Here is a 16,962-nt window from a genome sequence, read left to right as displayed (position 1 = left end):
GGAGAACGCGGGCACGTCCGCGCTGGCGGTGGCGTCGCTGTACGGCGGGGCCCGGGTGGCGCTGGCGCTCCAGGAGCGGCACCCGGCCGTGGGCGGACTGTGTCTGGTGGCGCCGGATGTGGACCCCCTGTCGCTCGTGCGACTGTCGTGTCCGCTGCTGGTGATTGTGGGGGCGCAGGACACCCGGGTGCCCCGGGCGGCGCTGGCCGCCGCTGTCGCGGAGGCGGGGGGCGACTTAGAGGTCGTCGACGATGCCGGGGCGACCTTCCATCGCAACCTTCCCCAGGTGGGGCGGGCGGCGGCGGCGTGGCTCCAGCGCCTGTCTGGCGGGTAGGGCGTTGGCGTGCAAACCGTTGGACTTCTTCACGTTTCTTCAACCCCGGCGCCTTGCACGGCCGGCCGGGGGGCGGACAGACTGGAAGCGCAGACCCAATCGTCCCGCCGTGCGTTCGTAGTGGGTCTTCGAGGCGTCTTCGTTCAAGGAGTGTCCCGATGCGGATGAGGCGATGGAACGTGGTTCTCGCGGCGCTGGCCCTGTCGGCCTCGGCGTGCGCTTCCGCGTCGCGGGAGCCGGAAGCCCCGGCCGGGCAGGACCTGGCGGCGGCGGAGGCGGAGGTGGCCCGGGCGGTGGCGGAGGGCTCGGACGACGTGGTGTCCGGCGCCATCGTGGTGGACTTCAAGGACGGCACCACGAAGGAGCAGTTCGATGCCTGGGAGCAGGAGTGGGGCGTGGACCTGGAGTTCAACTCCGTGGAGGGCCCCCAGACGGGCGTCACGCTGGCGGTGGGCGTGGACGACGTGGAGGACGTGCTCCAGCGCATCCGCCAGAACCCGGCGGTGGAGTCCGCCGAGCCGCTCATGCAGGTGCGCACCAGCTACACGCCGAACGATCCCCAGTACGAGTCCCAGTGGAACCTCCGGATGATCGACATGCCGAAGGCCTGGGACGGCAACCGGGGCAAGGGCGTGGTGGTGGCGGTCATCGACACGGGCATCGCCTACGAGGACCACGACGACTTCAAGCAGGTGCCGGACCTGAAGGGCGTGTCGTTCGTGAAGGGCTATGACTTCGTCAACGACGACGAGCACGCCAACGACGACCACGGCCACGGCACGCACGTGGCGGGCACCATCGCGCAGGCCACCAACAACGGCGAGGGCGTGGCGGGCGTGGCGTTCGACGCGACGCTGATGCCCCTCAAGGTGCTGAACCACTTCGGCAGCGGCACCTCCGCGGACATCGCGGACGCCATCCGCTTCGCGGCGGACCACGACGCGAAGGTCATCAACATGTCGCTGGGCGGCGGCCTGTACTCGCAGGTCATGGCCAGCGCGGTGGAGTACGCGCGCAAGAAGGGCGTCACCGTGGTGGCCGCGGCGGGCAACACCGGCCGGGGCCGGGTGGAGTTCCCCGCGGCGTACCCGGGCGCGGTGGCGGTGAGCGCGGTGGGCCCGTCCGGCACGCGCGCGCCATACTCGTCCTACGGCAAGGAGCTGGACATCGCGGCGCCCGGTGGTGACAAGAGCCGGGGCGACACGGGCGGCATCCTGCAGAACACCATCGACCCGCGTGACCCGGCGCGCTCCATCTACGCCTGGTACCAGGGCACCAGCATGGCCGCGCCGCACGTGGCCGCCGTCGCCGCGATGCTCTACGGCGCGGGTGCCAGCACGCCGGACGAGGTGGAGCAGGCGCTCTACGCGGGCGCCAGGGCGGCGGGGGACCAGGCCTGGTCGGAGGAGTACGGCCACGGCGTCCTCAACGCCAACGCGTCGCTGCAGGCCTTCCAGGGCGGCTCACCCCGGTGGCAGCCGTTGGCCTGGGCCGCGGCGCTGCTCGCGCTGGTGCTGCTCACGCTGCGCGGCCGCGAGCGCCCGGGCTACCTCAACGTGTTCTTCCGCCCGGCGTTCCTCGTGCCGTTGGTGCTCTCCACGGTGGGCTTCTTCTTCCTGCGCACGTGGTTCGCGGGCGCGGCGGGCGCGGCCCAGGACGTGGTGGGCGTGGCGTCGCTGCCCATCCCGGACTGGCAGCGGATCATCTTCGGCCGTGGCGCGGTGAACCCGCTGTTCTACAGCGCGCTCATCCCCCTGGTGCTGTCGTTGCCGGCCATCGCGTGGCGGGGCTTCCGTCCGGCGGTAGGCGGCCTGGCGTTGGGCTTCGCGGGCTTCCTGGCCTACGCGGCGTGGGTGGGCGCTCCGGCGCTGGCGTGGATGCCCTTCACGTTCCTGGCGAAGCCGTGGCTGGGCTTCAACACGGTGGTGTGCCTCGTCATCGCCCGCGCGATGCTCAAGCGGGAGGACGCATGAAGCTCTCCGGCACGGTGCAGTACCAGGACCTGGAGGGCGGCGTGTGGGTCCTGAAGGCCGACGACGGCCGCACGTACCAGCTGGCGGGCGGTGACCGGAAGATCAAGAAGGACGGTCAGCGCATCTCCGCCGAGGGCAGCATCCAGCGCGACGCCGTCACCGCCGCCATGGTGGGGCCGGTGTTCCACGTCACGTCGTACAAGGCGGACTGAAGCAGGGCCCCGCCCTCAGCGGCGGGGCTTGCTCTTCTTGCCGGGGCCATAGGCCTCCGACATCCGGAGGCGCTCTTCTTCATAGGCCTCCATGGGCACCTGGCCCCGGCGCGCGGCATCGCGAAGCTGCCGCATGGCCTTGCGCTCGGCCTGGAGCGCGGGGTCGGCGTCCTTGGGCAGCGGCTCCACCGGGTGCTGCACGTCGTAGACGCTCAGGGACACGCCGCGCCCGTCCACGAGCCCCAGTCCGACGAGCGACAGCGTGGCCGCCGTCACCCAGGGCAAGAGCTGCACGGCGAAGAGGGGCACGGGCTTCGTCGCGCGCACCTCCTCGTCGCCTGGCGGCGTGCCGCGTCCCCAGACGGACGGGAAGTGCCGGGACGCGGCGCGCAGGCCCAGGAGCGCGCTCCAGCCCACCAGCGCCAGCCCCAGCACGGCGCGCCAGTCCGTCACGTCGTCCGAGCCCCCGTCCTTCGCGAGCCCCGAGTGCGTGGCGATGAGGAACAGCGCCGACGACACGATGTTGTTGGCCGCGTGCGCCGCGATGCCCGGCCACAGCGAGCCGGTGCGCCAGAAGAGCCAGCCGAACAGCAGCCCCAGCTCCGCGCGAGCAAGGAAGCCCACCGGATCCAGGTGGAACGCGCTGAACACCACGGACGAGATGATCAGCGCGCGCCAGGGGGACGCGGGCGCCGGCGGCGTCAGGGACTTCTGGAAGAGGCCGCGGAAGAAGAACTCCTCGCACAGGGGCGCGGCCACGGACACGCCGCCCAGGAGCAGCGCCAGCTCCACCGGCGACTGCCCTTCGAAGAGGCGCGAGGCGTCGAACATCTCACGCAGCCACGAGGGGGCCACCTGCTGCGCGAGGAACTGCACGGGCACCACCACGCCGACGAAGTTCGCCACGCCCAGCAGGAAGCCGAACAGGGTGGCCGGGCCCAGGAACGGCGTGAGGCCCGCGTACACGGCGGGCCGGTACCCCGAGCGGCGCAGCATGATCCACGCGAGGCCCAGGAAGAGGAACACCTCCGTGAACCACACCCCGAAGGCGGGGTTGAGCAGCTGGGTGACGGCGCCCACCGTCAGGAAGAGGCCAAAGGCCAGGGCCGCGGCGAGCACGGGGTGGGGCGGCGACAGCGGCGCGGGGGCCTCCGCCGGCCGCGGGTCGCTGGAAGGGGAGGCTTCGTCCACCGTGTCGTCTCCTGCCCCCTCTCCGTGAAGACGGAGAGGGGTGGGGTGCCGCGTTCGCTTCGAGGCGCTACGAGGAAGCTGCGTCAGGCCCGGTGGAGGTAGCCGCGGATCTGCTCCGCGAGCGGGTTCTTCCGGGGCAGCTCCGCCGCCGAGGCCGTGTCCCCCAGCCGCAGCTTCTTGTCCTCTTCCACGAGGATGCGCTGGTCCATCAGGTACTCCACCGCGTTCTCCAGCGTCGTCTTCGCCAGCGACTCGGCGGCGGTGATGCGGCCGGCGTTGTACTCGCCGCGCCCCGTCTCCAGCGCCAGCTTGACGAACGTCTTGCGGTCGGTGGCCACGCCCGCGGCCACGTCCGGCAACGTCATGGCGGCCAGCAGGTAGGCCTCCAGGAAGTCGCGCAGCAGGTCCGCCAGGAACTCCAGGTCCGGCTGGGCGTGGGCCTCCGGCGCGCGCGTGAGCGTGTCGCCCTCATGGATGACCAGGCCCATGCGCACGAGCCGCTCCACGCACTCGGCGAAGATGGTGTCGAACGACGCGCCCACCCGGTAGATGAACTCCACCTTGAAGAGGCGCGACAGGAACAGCGCGCGGGCCTTCACGGTGTCGTACGGCGCGGGCGTGCCCGCGAGCAGCGCGTTGGCCACCAGGCTGCGCGCGGCCATCAGGTTCATCAGCGTGTTCTTGTAGAAGGACATCTCCGGGCGGCGCGAGTCCTCCACCTGGTAGCTGACCTCGCCGCGCGCCTCCTGCGTGCGCACCATCTCGTCGGAGATGAACTCACGCATCGCGTCCTGGATGGGGCCCAGCGTCTCCGGGTTGCTCGGCGCGTTGGCCAGCTCCTTGGAAAGCCGCGCGCCATCCTCTTCGGCGATGCGGCGCAGCAGGCTGATCCGGTCCGTGAGCTCGCGCTGCGTGAGGCCGCGCCGGCGGTGGGCCAGGAGCGACGCGCTCACCAGCGCGTGCGGCGTGACGGTGGAGACCTTGCTGATGCCGTACATCACGCGGTTGCCCAGCGCGCGCACCAGGCCCTTCTTCTGATCGTCCGTCACCGGCTCCTGCGGCGACAGGCCACGCGCCTTCATGAACTCCACCAGCGACAGCGGCTCGTCGAAGGTGAGGTGGATGCGGCCGTAGCGCGCCGCCAGCACCTTGGGCGCGCTCAACAGCGCCTTCAGGTCCTCCGGCTTCTTCTCACCGCCGGCCAGCTCCTTGGAGTAGCTGTCCGACTCCACGACCTTCTCGTAGTCGATGGAGACGGGCACGAAGTAGAGGTCGTTGCGCGCGCCGTCCAGCACCGCCTCCACCTGCCACGTGAGCATGCCCAGCTTGGGCGTCAGCAGCTTGCCCGTGCGCGAGCGACCGCCCTCCGGGAAGAACTCCTGGTGGATGCCGTCGTGCACCAGCTTCTTGATGTACGCCTTGAAGGACGCGGCGTAGACCTTGTCGCCCTTGAACGACCGGCGCAGGAAGAACGCGCCGCAGCGGCGGAACAGCGGGCCCAGGGGCCAGAAGGACAGGTTCGCGCCTGCGGCGACGAGCGGCGCGGTGTAGCCCCGGTTCCAGAGCACCCAGCTCATCACCAGGTAGTCCACGTGGCTCTTGTGGCTGGGGCAGAGCACCACCGGCGCCTTGCCCGCGGCCTTGAGCGCGCGGTGCAGCCCGGCTTCGTCCACGCCGATGCCGTCGTAGATGCGGTTGAACACCCACTCCAGCATTGGCGCGATGAGCGCCAGCACGGACGGATTGGGCTTGGCCGCGATGGCCTCCAGGTTGCGCTGGGCCTCGCGGTACACGCTGGACGGCTTGCGGCCCGTGGCGGCGGCGTGCTCGTCCAGCACCTTGCGCAGCTGCCGGTCGCGCAGCGTCTCTTCAATGAGCCGGTCCGTGGGCTTCTGCGGCGGGCCGAACACCGCGCGCGTCTCCCGCGCCAGGAACACGTGCAGCGTGCTGCGCACCTTGCGCGCCAGCACCTCGTCGCTGACGCCCGGGTTCTCCTCGATGAACTTGCGCAGGTCGATGGGCTCTCCCACGCGGAACTGCGCGCGCTTGTAGTTGCGGAAGAACGCCACCATCGAGTGCACGAAGCCCGGCGCCTCCGGGCTTCCGAACAGCGCGTCACGCCAGCCCGGCTTGAGCTTCGCGGGGCGCTTCTCCCAGACGAACAGCTCCGGCACCAGGAACACCGGGCGCTCGGAGCCGCGCGCCAGCCGCACCAGCTCCGGGAAGGGGTCCTCGCGCGTCTCCTTGCCGGAGGCGTGCAGGAGCGCCGTGCGGCGCAGGAACACCAGGCCGCTGCCGCCCTGCTCGCGGGCGTAGCGGAAGCGCTCCTCCACCGCGCCGCCCTGCGCCGTCTGGCGCCAGGGTTTGGTGAACCACGGCCGCAGGTTCACCACCGCGCGGATGGGCGGCATGGCCCGGCGGACCATGGCCCACGCGATGTAGAGGAAGTTGATCCACGCCGTGGTGCGCATGACGTGCACCACGAAGCCCCGGGCGCTGAGCGCGCGCAGCTCGTTCTCGGCCTCTGGCGGGAAATGCACCCCGTCGAAGTACCGAGCCCCGAGCACCCGGGACATGGGACCGAATTCCTCCTTCAAGGTTTCTCCTTGCGTCGCGGTGTGCGCCAGCGCGGTGTCCATCGCAGCCCCCCAGGCTACATGTTCTCCGGCGTCGGGATGCCCAGCAAGGTGAGCCCCGCCGCCAGCGTGATACGCGTCGCGTCCGTCAGCGCCAGCCGTGCCGCGCGCACCGCGTCATTCCCCTCCACGAGGATGCGCTTGTCGCGGTCCTTGTTACCGGCCGTGTAGTAGCGGCTGTACGCCGCCGCCACGTCCAACAGCAGTCGGGCCACCAGGCTGGGCTCGTACTGCTCCGCCGCCGCCTTCACCGTGTCCGGCAGCCGCATCAGCTCGCGAACCAGGGCCTGCTCCTCCGGGAGCGTGAGCAGCGCCGGATCATAGGCCGTGGGCACGCCGCCGCCCCTGCGCAGCACGTTCGCGCAACGGGCATGCGCGTACTGGAGATAGGGCCCCGTGTGCCCCTCCAGGCTCGTCACTTCGTCCCAGTCGAACGTGTAATCGCTGGCGCGGTTGTGCTTCAGGTCGCCGAAGACGATGGCGCCCAGGCCAATCTGCTCCGCCAGCGCGTCCGCGTCGGCCGTCTCCAGGTTGCCCTGCGCGATGTTCTCCTTCACGCGCTGGAGCACGCGCTCCTTCGCCTCGTCCAGGACCTGATCCAGCTCCACCACCTGGCCCTTGCGCGTGCTCATGCCGTGGATGCGGCCGAACGGCACGTGCACGCACTTGTCCGCCCACGGCTGCCCCATCTCCTTCAGGGTGCGGAACACCTGGCGGAAGTGCAGCGCCTGGTCCTGCGCGACGACGTAGAGCGACTTGTCGAAGTTGAAGCGCGCGTGGCGGTCCTCGGCGGCGGCCAGGTCGCGCGTGGCGTAGAGCGTGCTGCCGTCGTTCTTCTTGAGCAGCACGGGCGGCTCGCCGTCCGCGTAGGGCATGTCCACGATGATGGCGCCCTGGGACTCCTTCACGCCGGGCTTCTTCGCGATCTGATCAATGACCGCGTCCATCTTGCCCTGGTAGCGGCTCTCACCCTCGATGTGCTCGAAGTCGATGCCCATGCGCGCGTAGACGCGCTTGAAGCCCTTGAGGCTCGTCTCCCGGAACTGGTTCCAGAGCTTCATCGCCTCCGGATCACCGGCCTCCATGCGGCGGAAGAACTCGCGGGCCTTCTCGTCGAAGGCGGGATCCTCACCGGCGCGCTTGTTGGCCTGCACGTAGACCTGGACCAGGTGCGCCATGTCCTCCCGGAGTTCCTCCTTGCCGAACTCCTGGAAGCCCACGGCCACGAGGCCGAACTGCTTGCCCCAGTCACCCAGGTAGTTGATGCCCTCCACGCGCCAGCCCAGCGCGCGGTACAGGTTCGCGATGCAGTGGCCCAGGAACGTGGTGCGGATGTGGTGGAAGCCAATGGGCTTGGCGATGTTGGGCGACGAGTAGTCGATGACCACCGTCTTGCCCTTGCCGTCCTCCGCGTCGCTGCCGTAGGCGAGCCCCGCCTTGCGCACGCCGTCGATGATCTCCTGCGTGAAGGGGAGGGGGAGGAAGCGCGCGTTGACGTACGGGCCCACGGCCTTCACCTCCAGGCCCGGGACCTGGAGCGTCTGCGCGAGCTGCGCGGCGATGGCGGGGGGCGCCTTCTTCTGCGCCTTGGCGAGAGGGAAGGTGGCGAAGCTCAGGTCGCCGTGCGCGGGTTCCGCGGGCTTGACCTGGGGCTCGATGTCAGCGGCGGGGACACCCAGGGCCCCGGCGAGGGCCTGGGCGAACGCGGCGCGGTAGCGGGAATAGACAGAAGTGCTCATGGACCGCGCGGATACTACCCAAGGCGGGGCGCCTTCCATCCACCTCTTCTGTGGGGAAGGCGCCGGAGCGTTGTTCAGGGCACGGCGGGGCCGCGGCTCTTGGGGCGCACCACCGAGGCCACGGTGTCCAGCAGCTTGGGCAGCTTCAGCGGCTTCTCGAAGTACCCGTCGATGCGATCCGGCCCTTCACCCGAGGTGAGGGACGCGACGTCGCTCGCGCCGGAGATGATGTAGACGACCACGTCCGCCAGCGACTCCGTGGTGCGGATGTAGTGGAGCACGGACCGGCCGTCCTCCCCGGACAGCCGCAGGTCCAGCAGCACCATGGCCGGCCGGATGTGGGACAGGATGGAGCGCGCCTCGGCGGCGCCGGAGGTGGCCATCACCCGGTAGCCCTCCTGCTCCAGCACCTGCTCCAGCACCTCGCGGCAGTCCACGTCGTCCTCCACCAGGAGGATGCCGCCCGCCTTGGGCGCCGCCTGGTTCACGTCCGGAGCGCTCACCGCGCTCGCGAACAGGGGGAGGACCATCTGGAACGTGCTGCCCTCGCCCAGCACGCTGGTGGCGTCCACGCGGCCGCCGTGCAGCGCGACGATCTTCGCGACGAGCGGCAGGCCCAGGCCCGTGCCCGGCGGACGGGGCATGCCCGGCTGCGCGCGGTAGAACGAATCGAAGACGTGCTCCAGGGCCTCCGCCGTCATGCCCTGGCCTGAGTCCTTCACGGTGAGGATGCCCAGCCCCTCGCTGGAGGACACGCTCACCTCGACGACGTCGTCCGTCTCGCTGTGATGGATGCCGTTCTCCACCAGGTTGTGGATGGCCTCGGAGATGCGCTCGCGGTCGCCGCGGACGAACACCTCCGGGCAGGGAGGAATCACCACGCGCACGCGGCTGTGCTCCGCCACCGCGCCCAGCCCCCGCACCACCTCTTCCGCCACGGCCTTGAGGCCGAAGGGGCGCTGGTTGAGCTGCATCTTCCCGGACGACAGCCGGGACATCAGCACCAGGTCATTCACCTGCTGGAGCAGCCGGTCCGCGTTCCGGTCGCAGATCTGCACCGCGCGGCGCTGTCCGTCCGTCAGCGCGCCCAGCTTCTCCCGGCCCAGCATGGCCAGGTAGGCCTTGATGGTGGTGAGCGGGTTCTTCAAGTCATGGGACACGTTGCCGAGCAGCTCCTCGCGGTTCTGCTCCAGGCTCTTCAAGCCCGCGATGGCCGTCTGCAGGTCCTTGTTGCGCCGGGCGCTGTCGTCGCGCAGCCGGGCCACCTCGTAGGCGGCGGTGAGCTGGGACGCCAGCGACTGCATCAGCACGTCGGACGCCTTGCGGCGCGCGCCCAGCACCACGAGCACGCCCGTCACGCCCTGCGGCCCCTCCAGGGGCACGGCGACGGTGTCGTCCTCGCGCAGGAGCACCTTGTCGGTGAAACACCGGCCCACCACGCCCTCACCGGGGACTGCGGCGGTGACGCGCTCGTCGTAGCGCCCGCGCACGTGCTCCACGTGCAGCTGGTTGCGCGACGGGAAGTGGCGCGCGACGTAGCAGACCTTCGGCTTGAGCAGCGTGTGGAGCGTCTGCAGCTGCGCGCGCAGGGCCTCGGTGGGGCCCGCGTTGTCGGTGAGCTGCCGGCCCATCTCCAGCAGGGCCTGGGCGGCGCTATCGGTGTCCACCGGGGGCGGCGGTTTCGCCGCGCGCTTCGGTGGAGCCTTCTTCGCGGTGGTGGCGGGGCGCAGAAGAACCACCTCTGCGAGCTGCGGACCCTTCTTCTTCGATGGCACGGGTGAATCCTGCTTCATGTCTCGCGTGGGAGGGAACCGCACCAGAGCCCGGTGCCCTCCACCAACGCCGAGCGTGTCAGGTGCCCGACAGCCCCCCAGCCCCACCGGCCTGGGTCCAGGGTCGACTCAGGGCCGGCGCTGGATGCGGCCGTCGTTGGACAGGCTGTAGGGCTCCACGAGGGCGGCCTGCACCTTGTCCTGGTAGCCCTGCACGGCAAAGCCGCTCTCCGCCAGGGCCGCCAGCGCCACGGTCTGCACGCGGCGTGCGGTGTCCTCGGAGGTGAGCAGCTTGAGGAGGGGCTCGCGCGCCGGCTCGTACTTCAGGGGCCCCAGGATGTTGATGGCGGCGATCTTCACGTCGTCGGACATGTCCTCCAGGAAGGGGAGGACGGCCGGGCCCACGCGCGGGTCCTGCTTGCCCTGCACGTGGTGGAGCAGCACGACCTTCTTCTCCGGGTCGCGCGTGTAGCGGGAGGACAGGTGCTGGAGCGTGTCCGTGATGACGCCCATCAGCGCGTCCTCGGCCAGCAGTTCCTGGAGGATGCGCAGCGACCAGGACGTGGCCTGATCGCTCGACTTCAGGAAGGCGGACACCGGCTCGACGGCGTCCTGGCCGAAGTTCTTGATCAGCTCGAAGGTGTGTTCCTTCTCGTCCGCGTCGGTGGTGAGCGGGTCCACGGTGATGGTGAACCGGCTGAGCAGCACCGTGACGGCCTCGGGGAATTTCATCTCCCCCAGCTGCTGAAGGGCCTTCTGTCGCGTGGACGGCTCCCCGTACTTCTGGGTCACCTTGGACTTGAGCTTGAGGGCTTTTTCGGGGCCCGAGCCGCCCGTGAGGAAATCAAAGAGACCCATAGGTACGTACCCGCTCCGGATTCGGAAGAGTGGAGGCGCCATGTAGGACGGTGCGCCTTCCAGGACAAGTGGCAACGACAACTACAACGCAAGCTCCCGGCGCACGTCGCCCCGGTAGGCCCGCGCCAGCGTCTGCGCGGCGGCCCGGACCTCGTCCGTGGCCTCCTCGGGGACCTTCACCTGGAGCAACAGGTACATGTCGCCCGGAGCGCCGCCCCGGAGCGACGGGACGCCGCGCCCCTTGAGCCGCATCTTGCGGCCGGACTGGGACCCCGGCGGCACCTTCAGGGTGACCTCCCCCTGGAAGGTAGGCACGCGCACCTCGCCGCCCAGCAGCGCCTCGGACACCGTCACCGGTAGGTCCAGGTAGAGGTCGTCGCCCTCGCGGCGCACCAGCGGATGCTCGGCGACCTCCGTCTCGATGTAGAGGTCTCCCGGAGGGCCCCCCTGGATGCCCGCCGCGCCCTGGCCGGCCAGCCGCACCTTGGAGCCCGTGACGACGCCCGCCGGAATCTTCACCGTCAGCCGGGTCGTCTCCTCCTTGATGCCGCTGCCGCCGCACTGCGAACAGGGCTCCGGGGCCTTCCCGCTGCCGCGGCAGGTGGGGCACACGCCGGATCCACCGAACATGGCGCCGCCCCGCCGGGCCCGGCCCGTGCCGTTGCAGGTGGGGCACGTCACGAGCTTCCCCGTGTTGCCCTCGCCATGGCACTTGGAGCAGCGGCCCGGCCGCTGGAGCGTCAGCGTGCGCTCGGTGCCGGTGACGGCCTCCGCCAGAGACACCTGCACGCGGGTCGTCAAATCGTCGCCGCGCTCGGCCGCCGTGGACCGGCTGCCGCCCCGGCCCCGGCCGAAGAGGTCGTTGATGTCGAAGCCGCCGCCACCCCCACCGCCCGCGCCCGCGCGGCCGAAGATGTCGTTGAAGAGGTCCCCCAGGTCCACGCCCTCGGTGCTGAAGGGGATGCCTCCGCCCCCGCTGCCCCCGGCCGCCTGGGCGGCGCGGTACTGGCGGTAGGCCGCGGCCTTCTTCTCGTCGAAGCCGATCTTCTCCGCGTCCTCGCCGAACTCGTCGTAGAGCGCGCGCTTCTTCGGGTCTCCCAGCACCTCGAAGGCGGTGTTGATGCGCTTGAACTTCTCCTCCGCCCCCTTGTCGCCAGGGTTGACGTCCGGGTGGTGCTGGCGCGCCAGCTTCCGGAAGGCCTTCTTGAGCTCGTCCGCCGAGGCCGTCCGGGGCACGCCCAGAATCTGGTAGTAGTCGTCCGCCATAGTTTTTGAGGTCGTGCAGTACCCGACAAGGGAGAACGTAACCAGCGGGGCGGTGAGCGCCAGCACGGGATGTCCGGACAGGGCCGCGATGGTTACAGTCGCCGCAAGATGAGGAAGGCCACCCCAGCACCGCGCGCCCGCCGGAAGGCCCCCCTGTGGCTGGGGTGTGCGCTGCTCCCCGCCGCACTGGCAACGGTCCTGGGGTCCGGGGTGACCGCCCACGCCGCCCCCCCTCCGCCCGCTCCCGCGGTGGAGCAGGGCAGGGTGGTGGACCGCGTCGTGGCGGTCATCGAGGGTCAGGTCCTCACCCAGAGCGAGCTGGAGATGGAGGCCCGGGTGGCGCTGATCCAGAGGGGGGCCGTGCAGGCCGCCGCCCAGCCGCTGGATGAACAGACGCTGCGGGGGGCCCTGGAGCTGTCCATCAACCAGCGCCTCCAGGTCCTGAGCGCGGACCGCCTGCAGGCCTTCCCGGCCGAACCGGCGGAGGTGGAGGCCCGGCTGGACGCCCTCCGGGCGCGGCTGGGTGGGCAGGAGGCACTCCAGCGCTTCCTGGACCGGCACGGCGTGGACCGGGACGCCCTGGAGGCCGTGCTGGCGAGGGGCCTTCGCGCGGAACGAATCCTCGACAGTCGGGTCCGGTTGAAGGCTCAGGTAAGCGAGGCGGAGGTCCGTCACCACTATGACGCGCACCGGGACCTGTACCCCGGTGAGTTCGACCAGGCGGCGCGCACGGCCATCCGCGAGGAGCTGGTCCGGGCGCGCTACGGAGAGCTGGCGGCCCAGGCCCTGGCTGAAGTACGCAGGTCGGCGCAGGTGCGGCGGGTGGCGCCCTTCGCGCGGGAGGCACGGCGATGAGACGGCTGCGGGAGGACGGGACGCCCGACAAGGGGAAGGGCTTCCTCATCCGGCAGATGACCGTGGACGACATGCCGGCGGTGATGGCGCTGGAGAAGGCGTCCTTCAAGAACCCCTGGTCCACGGAGCTGCTCGGGCGCGAGCTCCAGCACGACTGGTCCACCATCCTCCTCGTGGAGGAGCCCAAGGCCGAAGGCGGCGTGGACCTCCTGGGCCTGGCCATCTTCTGGATCGTCCACGACGAGGTCCACGTCCTCAACGTCGCCACGGCCCCCGTGCACCGCCGCCGGGGCGTCGCGCGCACCGTGATGGAGGAGGTGCTCCGCCGGGGCGTGGCCCGCCGCTGCTCCCTGGCCACCCTGGAGGTGCGCCGGGGCAACGAATCCGCCCTCAACCTCTACCGCTCGCTGGGCTTCCGGCCGGTCGGCATCCGCCCGAACTACTACGTCGACGAGGGCGAGGACGCGATCGTGATGGTCCTCGACTTCTAGGGCCGTAAGGGAGTAGAGCGTCCGCCCGTTGTCGTAGTCCTGGGGTCAAGCCATGCTTGACACCCGGGGGGCCCTCCCTATACTCGCGGGCCTTTTGTGTAGCCTGTAGGTAGATATGCTCCGCTTTCGTGTAGCCGGACGCGGGGTTCCCACGAAGAAGAGGTTTCAGTGCCGACCATCAGCCAGCTCGTCCGCAAGGGCCGCGAGAAGCTCAACATCAAGGGCAAGAGCCCTGCCCTGAAGGAGTGCCCCCAGAAGCGCGGTGTTTGCACGCGCGTCTACACCACGACCCCGAAGAAGCCGAACTCGGCCCTCCGCAAGGTGGCCCGCGTGCGTCTCACCAACGGCATCGAGGTGACTTCCTACATCCCCGGCGTGGGTCACAACCTCCAGGAGCACTCGGTGGTCATGATCCGTGGTGGCCGTGTGAAGGACCTCCCGGGCGTTCGCTACCACATCATCCGCGGCACGCTGGACTCCGTGGGCGTTGCCGGTCGCAAGCAGAGCCGCTCCAAGTACGGCGCCAAGCGCCCCAGCTAGTCCGGTTCTCCCGCGCGTCGTTGGCGCGGAACACCTTCGCTGTCCCTGAAGAAGTGTCGGACGCTGGCCCCACACCCTGGGGAGTGTCCCTGGAAGTTCCCAGCAGTCGTTCTTGAAGCCCCCGAACAAGGCTTTCCTCCAGGCGAGGAGAGTGGGGCGTAAGGGAAGAGATGCCTCGTCGTCGCGTAGTCGCCAAGCGGAAGATTCTCCCGGATCCGAAGTTCCAGGACCGGCTCGTCACCAAGTTCGTCAACGACCTGATGCGCAAGGGTAAGAAGTCCATCGCGGAAGGCGTTTGCTACGGCGCCTTTGCCCTCATGGAGGAGCGCGCGAAGGAAGACCCCCTCAAGACGTTCAAGAAGGCCCTGGACAACGTCAAGCCCGTCCTCGAGGTGAAGAGCCGCCGCGTCGGTGGCGCCACCTACCAGGTCCCCGTGGAGGTCCGTCAGGACCGCCGCGTCGCGCTGGGCATGCGCTGGATCATCTCCTACGCCAAGGCGCGCGGTGAGAAGACCATGCAGGAGAAGCTGGCCGGCGAGATCATGGACGCCGCCAACAACCGCGGTAACGCGGTGAAGAAGCGTGAAGACACGCACAAGATGGCGGAAGCCAACAAGGCCTTCGCTCACTACCGCTGGTAGGTCCCGTCAGGGGCTTCGCGGTTGCCGCCCGGATGCGCTGCCAGCGTCCGGGCGGTTTTGTTTATCTGCCCTGGCAGAAGCAATCAGACGTCCGGAAGGAACCGAGTCATGGCCCGTGAGTTCCCCCTCGAGCGCTACCGCAACATCGGCATCATGGCGCACATCGATGCCGGCAAGACGACCACCACCGAGCGGATCCTGTTCTACACAGGCGCCATCCACAAGATGGGCGAGGTGCACGAAGGCACCACCACCACGGACTGGATGGTCCAGGAGCGCGAGCGCGGCATCACCATCACCTCCGCGGCCATCAGCGCCTTCTGGGAGCGGATGGGCCAGCGCTACCGCGTGAACATCATCGACACGCCGGGCCACGTGGACTTCACCATCGAGGTGGAGCGTTCGCTGCGCGTGCTCGACGGCGCCATCACCGTGTTCGACGCGGTGAACGGTGTCGAGCCGCAGTCGGAGACGGTGTGGCGCCAGGCGGACCGCTACAAGGTCCCGCGCATCTGCTTCATCAACAAGATGGACCGCGTGGGCGCGGACTTCGAGATGTCCGTCGGCACCATCAAGGAGAAGCTGGGCGCGCGCCCCGTGCGCATGCAGCTGCCCCTGGGTGCCGAGGACAAGCACAAGGGCGTCATCGACCTGGTCCGCATGAAGGCGCTGGTGTTCCAGGACGGGGAGCAGGGCAGCCGCTACGAAGTCGTGGACATCCCGGCGGAGTACCAGGAGGCCGCCACCGCCGCACGCGGGGAGCTCCTGGAGGCCGCCGCCGAGCAGGACGACGCGCTCACGGAGAAGTTCCTCAACGGCGACGAGCTCACCGAGGACGAGGTCCGCGGCGCCATCCGCAAGGGCTGCGTGGGGCTGAAGCTGTTCCCGGTGTTCTGCGGCTCGGCGTTCCGCCACAAGGGCGTGCAGCCGCTGCTGGACGCGGTGGTGGACTACCTGCCCAGCCCGCTGGAGATCCCGCCGATCCACGGCAAGACGCCCAAGGGCGAGGACGCCATCCGCGAGACCCGCGACGACGCGCCCTTCAGCGCGCTGGCGTTCAAGATCATGAACGACCCGTCCTTCTCGTCGCAGACGCTGACGTTCCTGCGCGTCTACTCCGGCAAGCTGGAGGCGGGCACGGCGGTGTGGAACTCCGTGAAGGGCAAGCGAGAGCGCGTCAGCCGGCTCGTGCAGATGCGCGCGGACAAGAAGGACGAGCTGACGGAGTGCTACGCCGGCGACATCTGCGCGGTCGTGGGCCTGAAGCTGGCCACCACGGGCGACACGCTCTGTGACGACAAGCAGCAGATCGTCCTGGAGCGGATGGAGTTCCCCGAGCCCGTCATCGACATCGCCATCGAGCCGAAGTCCACCGCGGACCAGGACAAGATCATCCAGGCCCTGCAGCGGCTGGCCATGGAGGACCCGTCCTTCCGCGTGCGCACCAACGAGGAGACGGGCCAGACGCTCATCGCCGGCATGGGCGAACTGCACCTGGAAATCATCGTCGACCGGCTCCTGCGCGAGTTCAAGGTGGACGCGAACATCGGCAAGCCGCAGGTGGCCTACCGCGAGACGGTGACGGCGACGAAGGAGGCGGAGGGCAAGTTCATCCGCCAGACGGGTGGCAAGGGGCAGTACGGCCACATCAACCTGCGCGTGTCCCCCAACGAGCCCGGCAAGGGCTTCGAGTTCGTCAGCACCATCGCCGGTGGTGCCGTGTCCAAGGAGTTCGTGGACGCCGCGCGCGACGGCGCGAGGGAGGCCATGCAGAACGGCCCCGTCGCCGGCTACCCCATGGTGGACGTGAAGGTGGAGGCCTACGACGGCTCCATGCACGACGTGGACTCGTCGGAGATGGCGTTCAAGATCGCCGGCTCCATGGCCTTCAAGGACGCGGTCCGCGCGGCGAACCCGGTTCTCCTGGAGCCCATCATGGCCACGGAGGTCGTCACCCCGGAGGCCGCCATGGGCGACGTCATCGGTGACCTGAACGGCCGGCGCGGAAAGATTTTGGGCATGGTGCCCCGGCCTGGCGGTGTGCAGGCCATCCAGGCGGAGGTGCCCCTGGCCGCCATGTTCGGGTACTCGACCGACCTGCGCAGCAAGAGCCAGGGAAGGGCGACCTACACCATGCAGTTCAAGCACTACGCACCGGCGCCCAAGTCAGCGCTCAACCCGAGCTACTGACCTCCCGCTCGCAGGGGGAGCCGCCGGGCGAATTCTGTTGACGTTCCAGCGGCTTTGAAGCACACGCAGCACCCTTCGGAAGTTCTCTAGAAGTCCTATACCGCCGGGGTCGCACCGGCGGCGTCGTGAGGAGCGGTTCATGTCCAAGGAAAAGTTCGATCGCAGCCTGCCCCACGTGAACATCGGAACGATTGGGCACGTGGACCACGGCAAGACGTCGCTGACCGCCGCCATCACCAAGGTGCTGGCGAAGACCGGTGGCGC

General features: G+C 69.6%; 15 protein-coding genes. 9 read left to right on the top strand and 6 right to left on the bottom strand.

From position 1 onward, the window contains the following. From D7X96_RS35405 to D7X96_RS35395, 3 genes are all read left to right on the top strand, one after another. Positions 1-334, top strand: a 334-nt coding sequence (locus D7X96_RS35405; RefSeq protein ID WP_502260793.1) for an alpha/beta hydrolase, incomplete at its 5' end; no start/stop codon positions are given. Between the two features lie 158 nt (positions 335-492). Further along, on the top strand, positions 493-2,307 hold the full coding sequence (locus tag D7X96_RS35400) for a S8 family serine peptidase (protein ID WP_121771732.1): 1,815 nt from the start codon (positions 493-495) through the stop codon (positions 2,305-2,307). Next, entirely contained in the window at positions 2,304-2,519 is a 216-nt protein-coding gene (locus D7X96_RS35395) for a DUF5818 domain-containing protein (protein WP_120552719.1), read from the top strand. The genes D7X96_RS35400 and D7X96_RS35395 overlap by 4 nt, the downstream gene beginning before the upstream one ends. A 15-nt stretch (positions 2,520-2,534) precedes the next feature. On the opposite strand, the gene D7X96_RS35390 is transcribed toward D7X96_RS35395, so the two are convergent. The 6 genes from D7X96_RS35390 to dnaJ form a co-directional block, all read right to left on the bottom strand. Further along, positions 2,535-3,710: a type II CAAX endopeptidase family protein gene (locus D7X96_RS35390; protein WP_233610071.1), complete on the bottom strand. Its 1,176-nt coding sequence runs from the start codon at positions 3,708-3,710 to the stop codon at positions 2,535-2,537. A gap of 83 nt (positions 3,711-3,793) precedes the next feature. Further along, the gene (locus D7X96_RS35385) at positions 3,794-6,349 is read right to left on the bottom strand and encodes a 1-acyl-sn-glycerol-3-phosphate acyltransferase (protein WP_121724505.1); all 2,556 of its coding nucleotides are present in this window, start codon (positions 6,347-6,349) and stop codon (positions 3,794-3,796) included. A 14-nt stretch (positions 6,350-6,363) separates the two neighbouring features. Then, complete coding sequence (gene argS, locus D7X96_RS35380) at positions 6,364-8,085, bottom strand: arginine--tRNA ligase (protein ID WP_120552721.1); 1,722 nt, start codon at positions 8,083-8,085, stop codon at positions 6,364-6,366. Positions 8,086-8,159: 74 nt separating this feature from the next. Then, positions 8,160-9,860 (bottom strand): hybrid sensor histidine kinase/response regulator, encoded by a 1,701-nt coding sequence (locus tag D7X96_RS35375; RefSeq protein ID WP_120552722.1) that lies wholly within the window; start codon positions 9,858-9,860, stop codon positions 8,160-8,162. 126 nt (positions 9,861-9,986) lie between these two features. Beyond that, on the bottom strand, positions 9,987-10,715 hold the full coding sequence (locus tag D7X96_RS35370; protein WP_120552723.1) for a HEAT repeat domain-containing protein: 729 nt from the start codon (positions 10,713-10,715) through the stop codon (positions 9,987-9,989). Between the two features lie 81 nt (positions 10,716-10,796). Next, positions 10,797-11,981: a molecular chaperone DnaJ gene (gene dnaJ / locus D7X96_RS35365; RefSeq protein ID WP_121771731.1), complete on the bottom strand. Its 1,185-nt coding sequence runs from the start codon at positions 11,979-11,981 to the stop codon at positions 10,797-10,799. A 108-nt stretch (positions 11,982-12,089) separates the two neighbouring features. Between dnaJ and D7X96_RS35360 the strand changes: the two genes are divergently transcribed. From D7X96_RS35360 to D7X96_RS35335, 6 genes are all read left to right on the top strand, one after another. Further along, positions 12,090-12,836 (top strand): hypothetical protein, encoded by a 747-nt coding sequence (locus D7X96_RS35360; RefSeq protein ID WP_121771730.1) that lies wholly within the window; start codon positions 12,090-12,092, stop codon positions 12,834-12,836. Next, entirely contained in the window at positions 12,833-13,327 is a 495-nt protein-coding gene (gene rimI, locus D7X96_RS35355) for a ribosomal protein S18-alanine N-acetyltransferase (protein WP_121725389.1), read from the top strand. Before D7X96_RS35360 ends, rimI begins: the two co-directional genes overlap by 4 nt. 168 nt (positions 13,328-13,495) lie before the next feature. After that, positions 13,496-13,867: a 30S ribosomal protein S12 gene (rpsL, locus tag D7X96_RS35350; protein ID WP_014395857.1), complete on the top strand. Its 372-nt coding sequence runs from the start codon at positions 13,496-13,498 to the stop codon at positions 13,865-13,867. 170 nt (positions 13,868-14,037) lie between these two features. Next, entirely contained in the window at positions 14,038-14,508 is a 471-nt protein-coding gene (gene rpsG, locus D7X96_RS35345) for a 30S ribosomal protein S7 (protein ID WP_014395858.1), read from the top strand. Between the two features lie 108 nt (positions 14,509-14,616). Then, entirely contained in the window at positions 14,617-16,698 is a 2,082-nt protein-coding gene (gene fusA / locus D7X96_RS35340; protein WP_121771729.1) for an elongation factor G, read from the top strand. A gap of 139 nt (positions 16,699-16,837) precedes the next feature. Beyond that, a partial coding sequence (locus tag D7X96_RS35335; RefSeq protein WP_233588040.1) for a GTP-binding protein occupies positions 16,838-16,962 on the top strand: 125 nt, incomplete at its 3' end.

It is taken from the genome of Corallococcus interemptor (genome assembly GCF_003668875.1).
GTDB classification, from domain to species: domain Bacteria; phylum Myxococcota; class Myxococcia; order Myxococcales; family Myxococcaceae; genus Corallococcus; species Corallococcus interemptor.
Note: the sequence above shows the minus strand (reverse complement) of the source record. Positions and strands in the feature narration are given on the sequence as shown.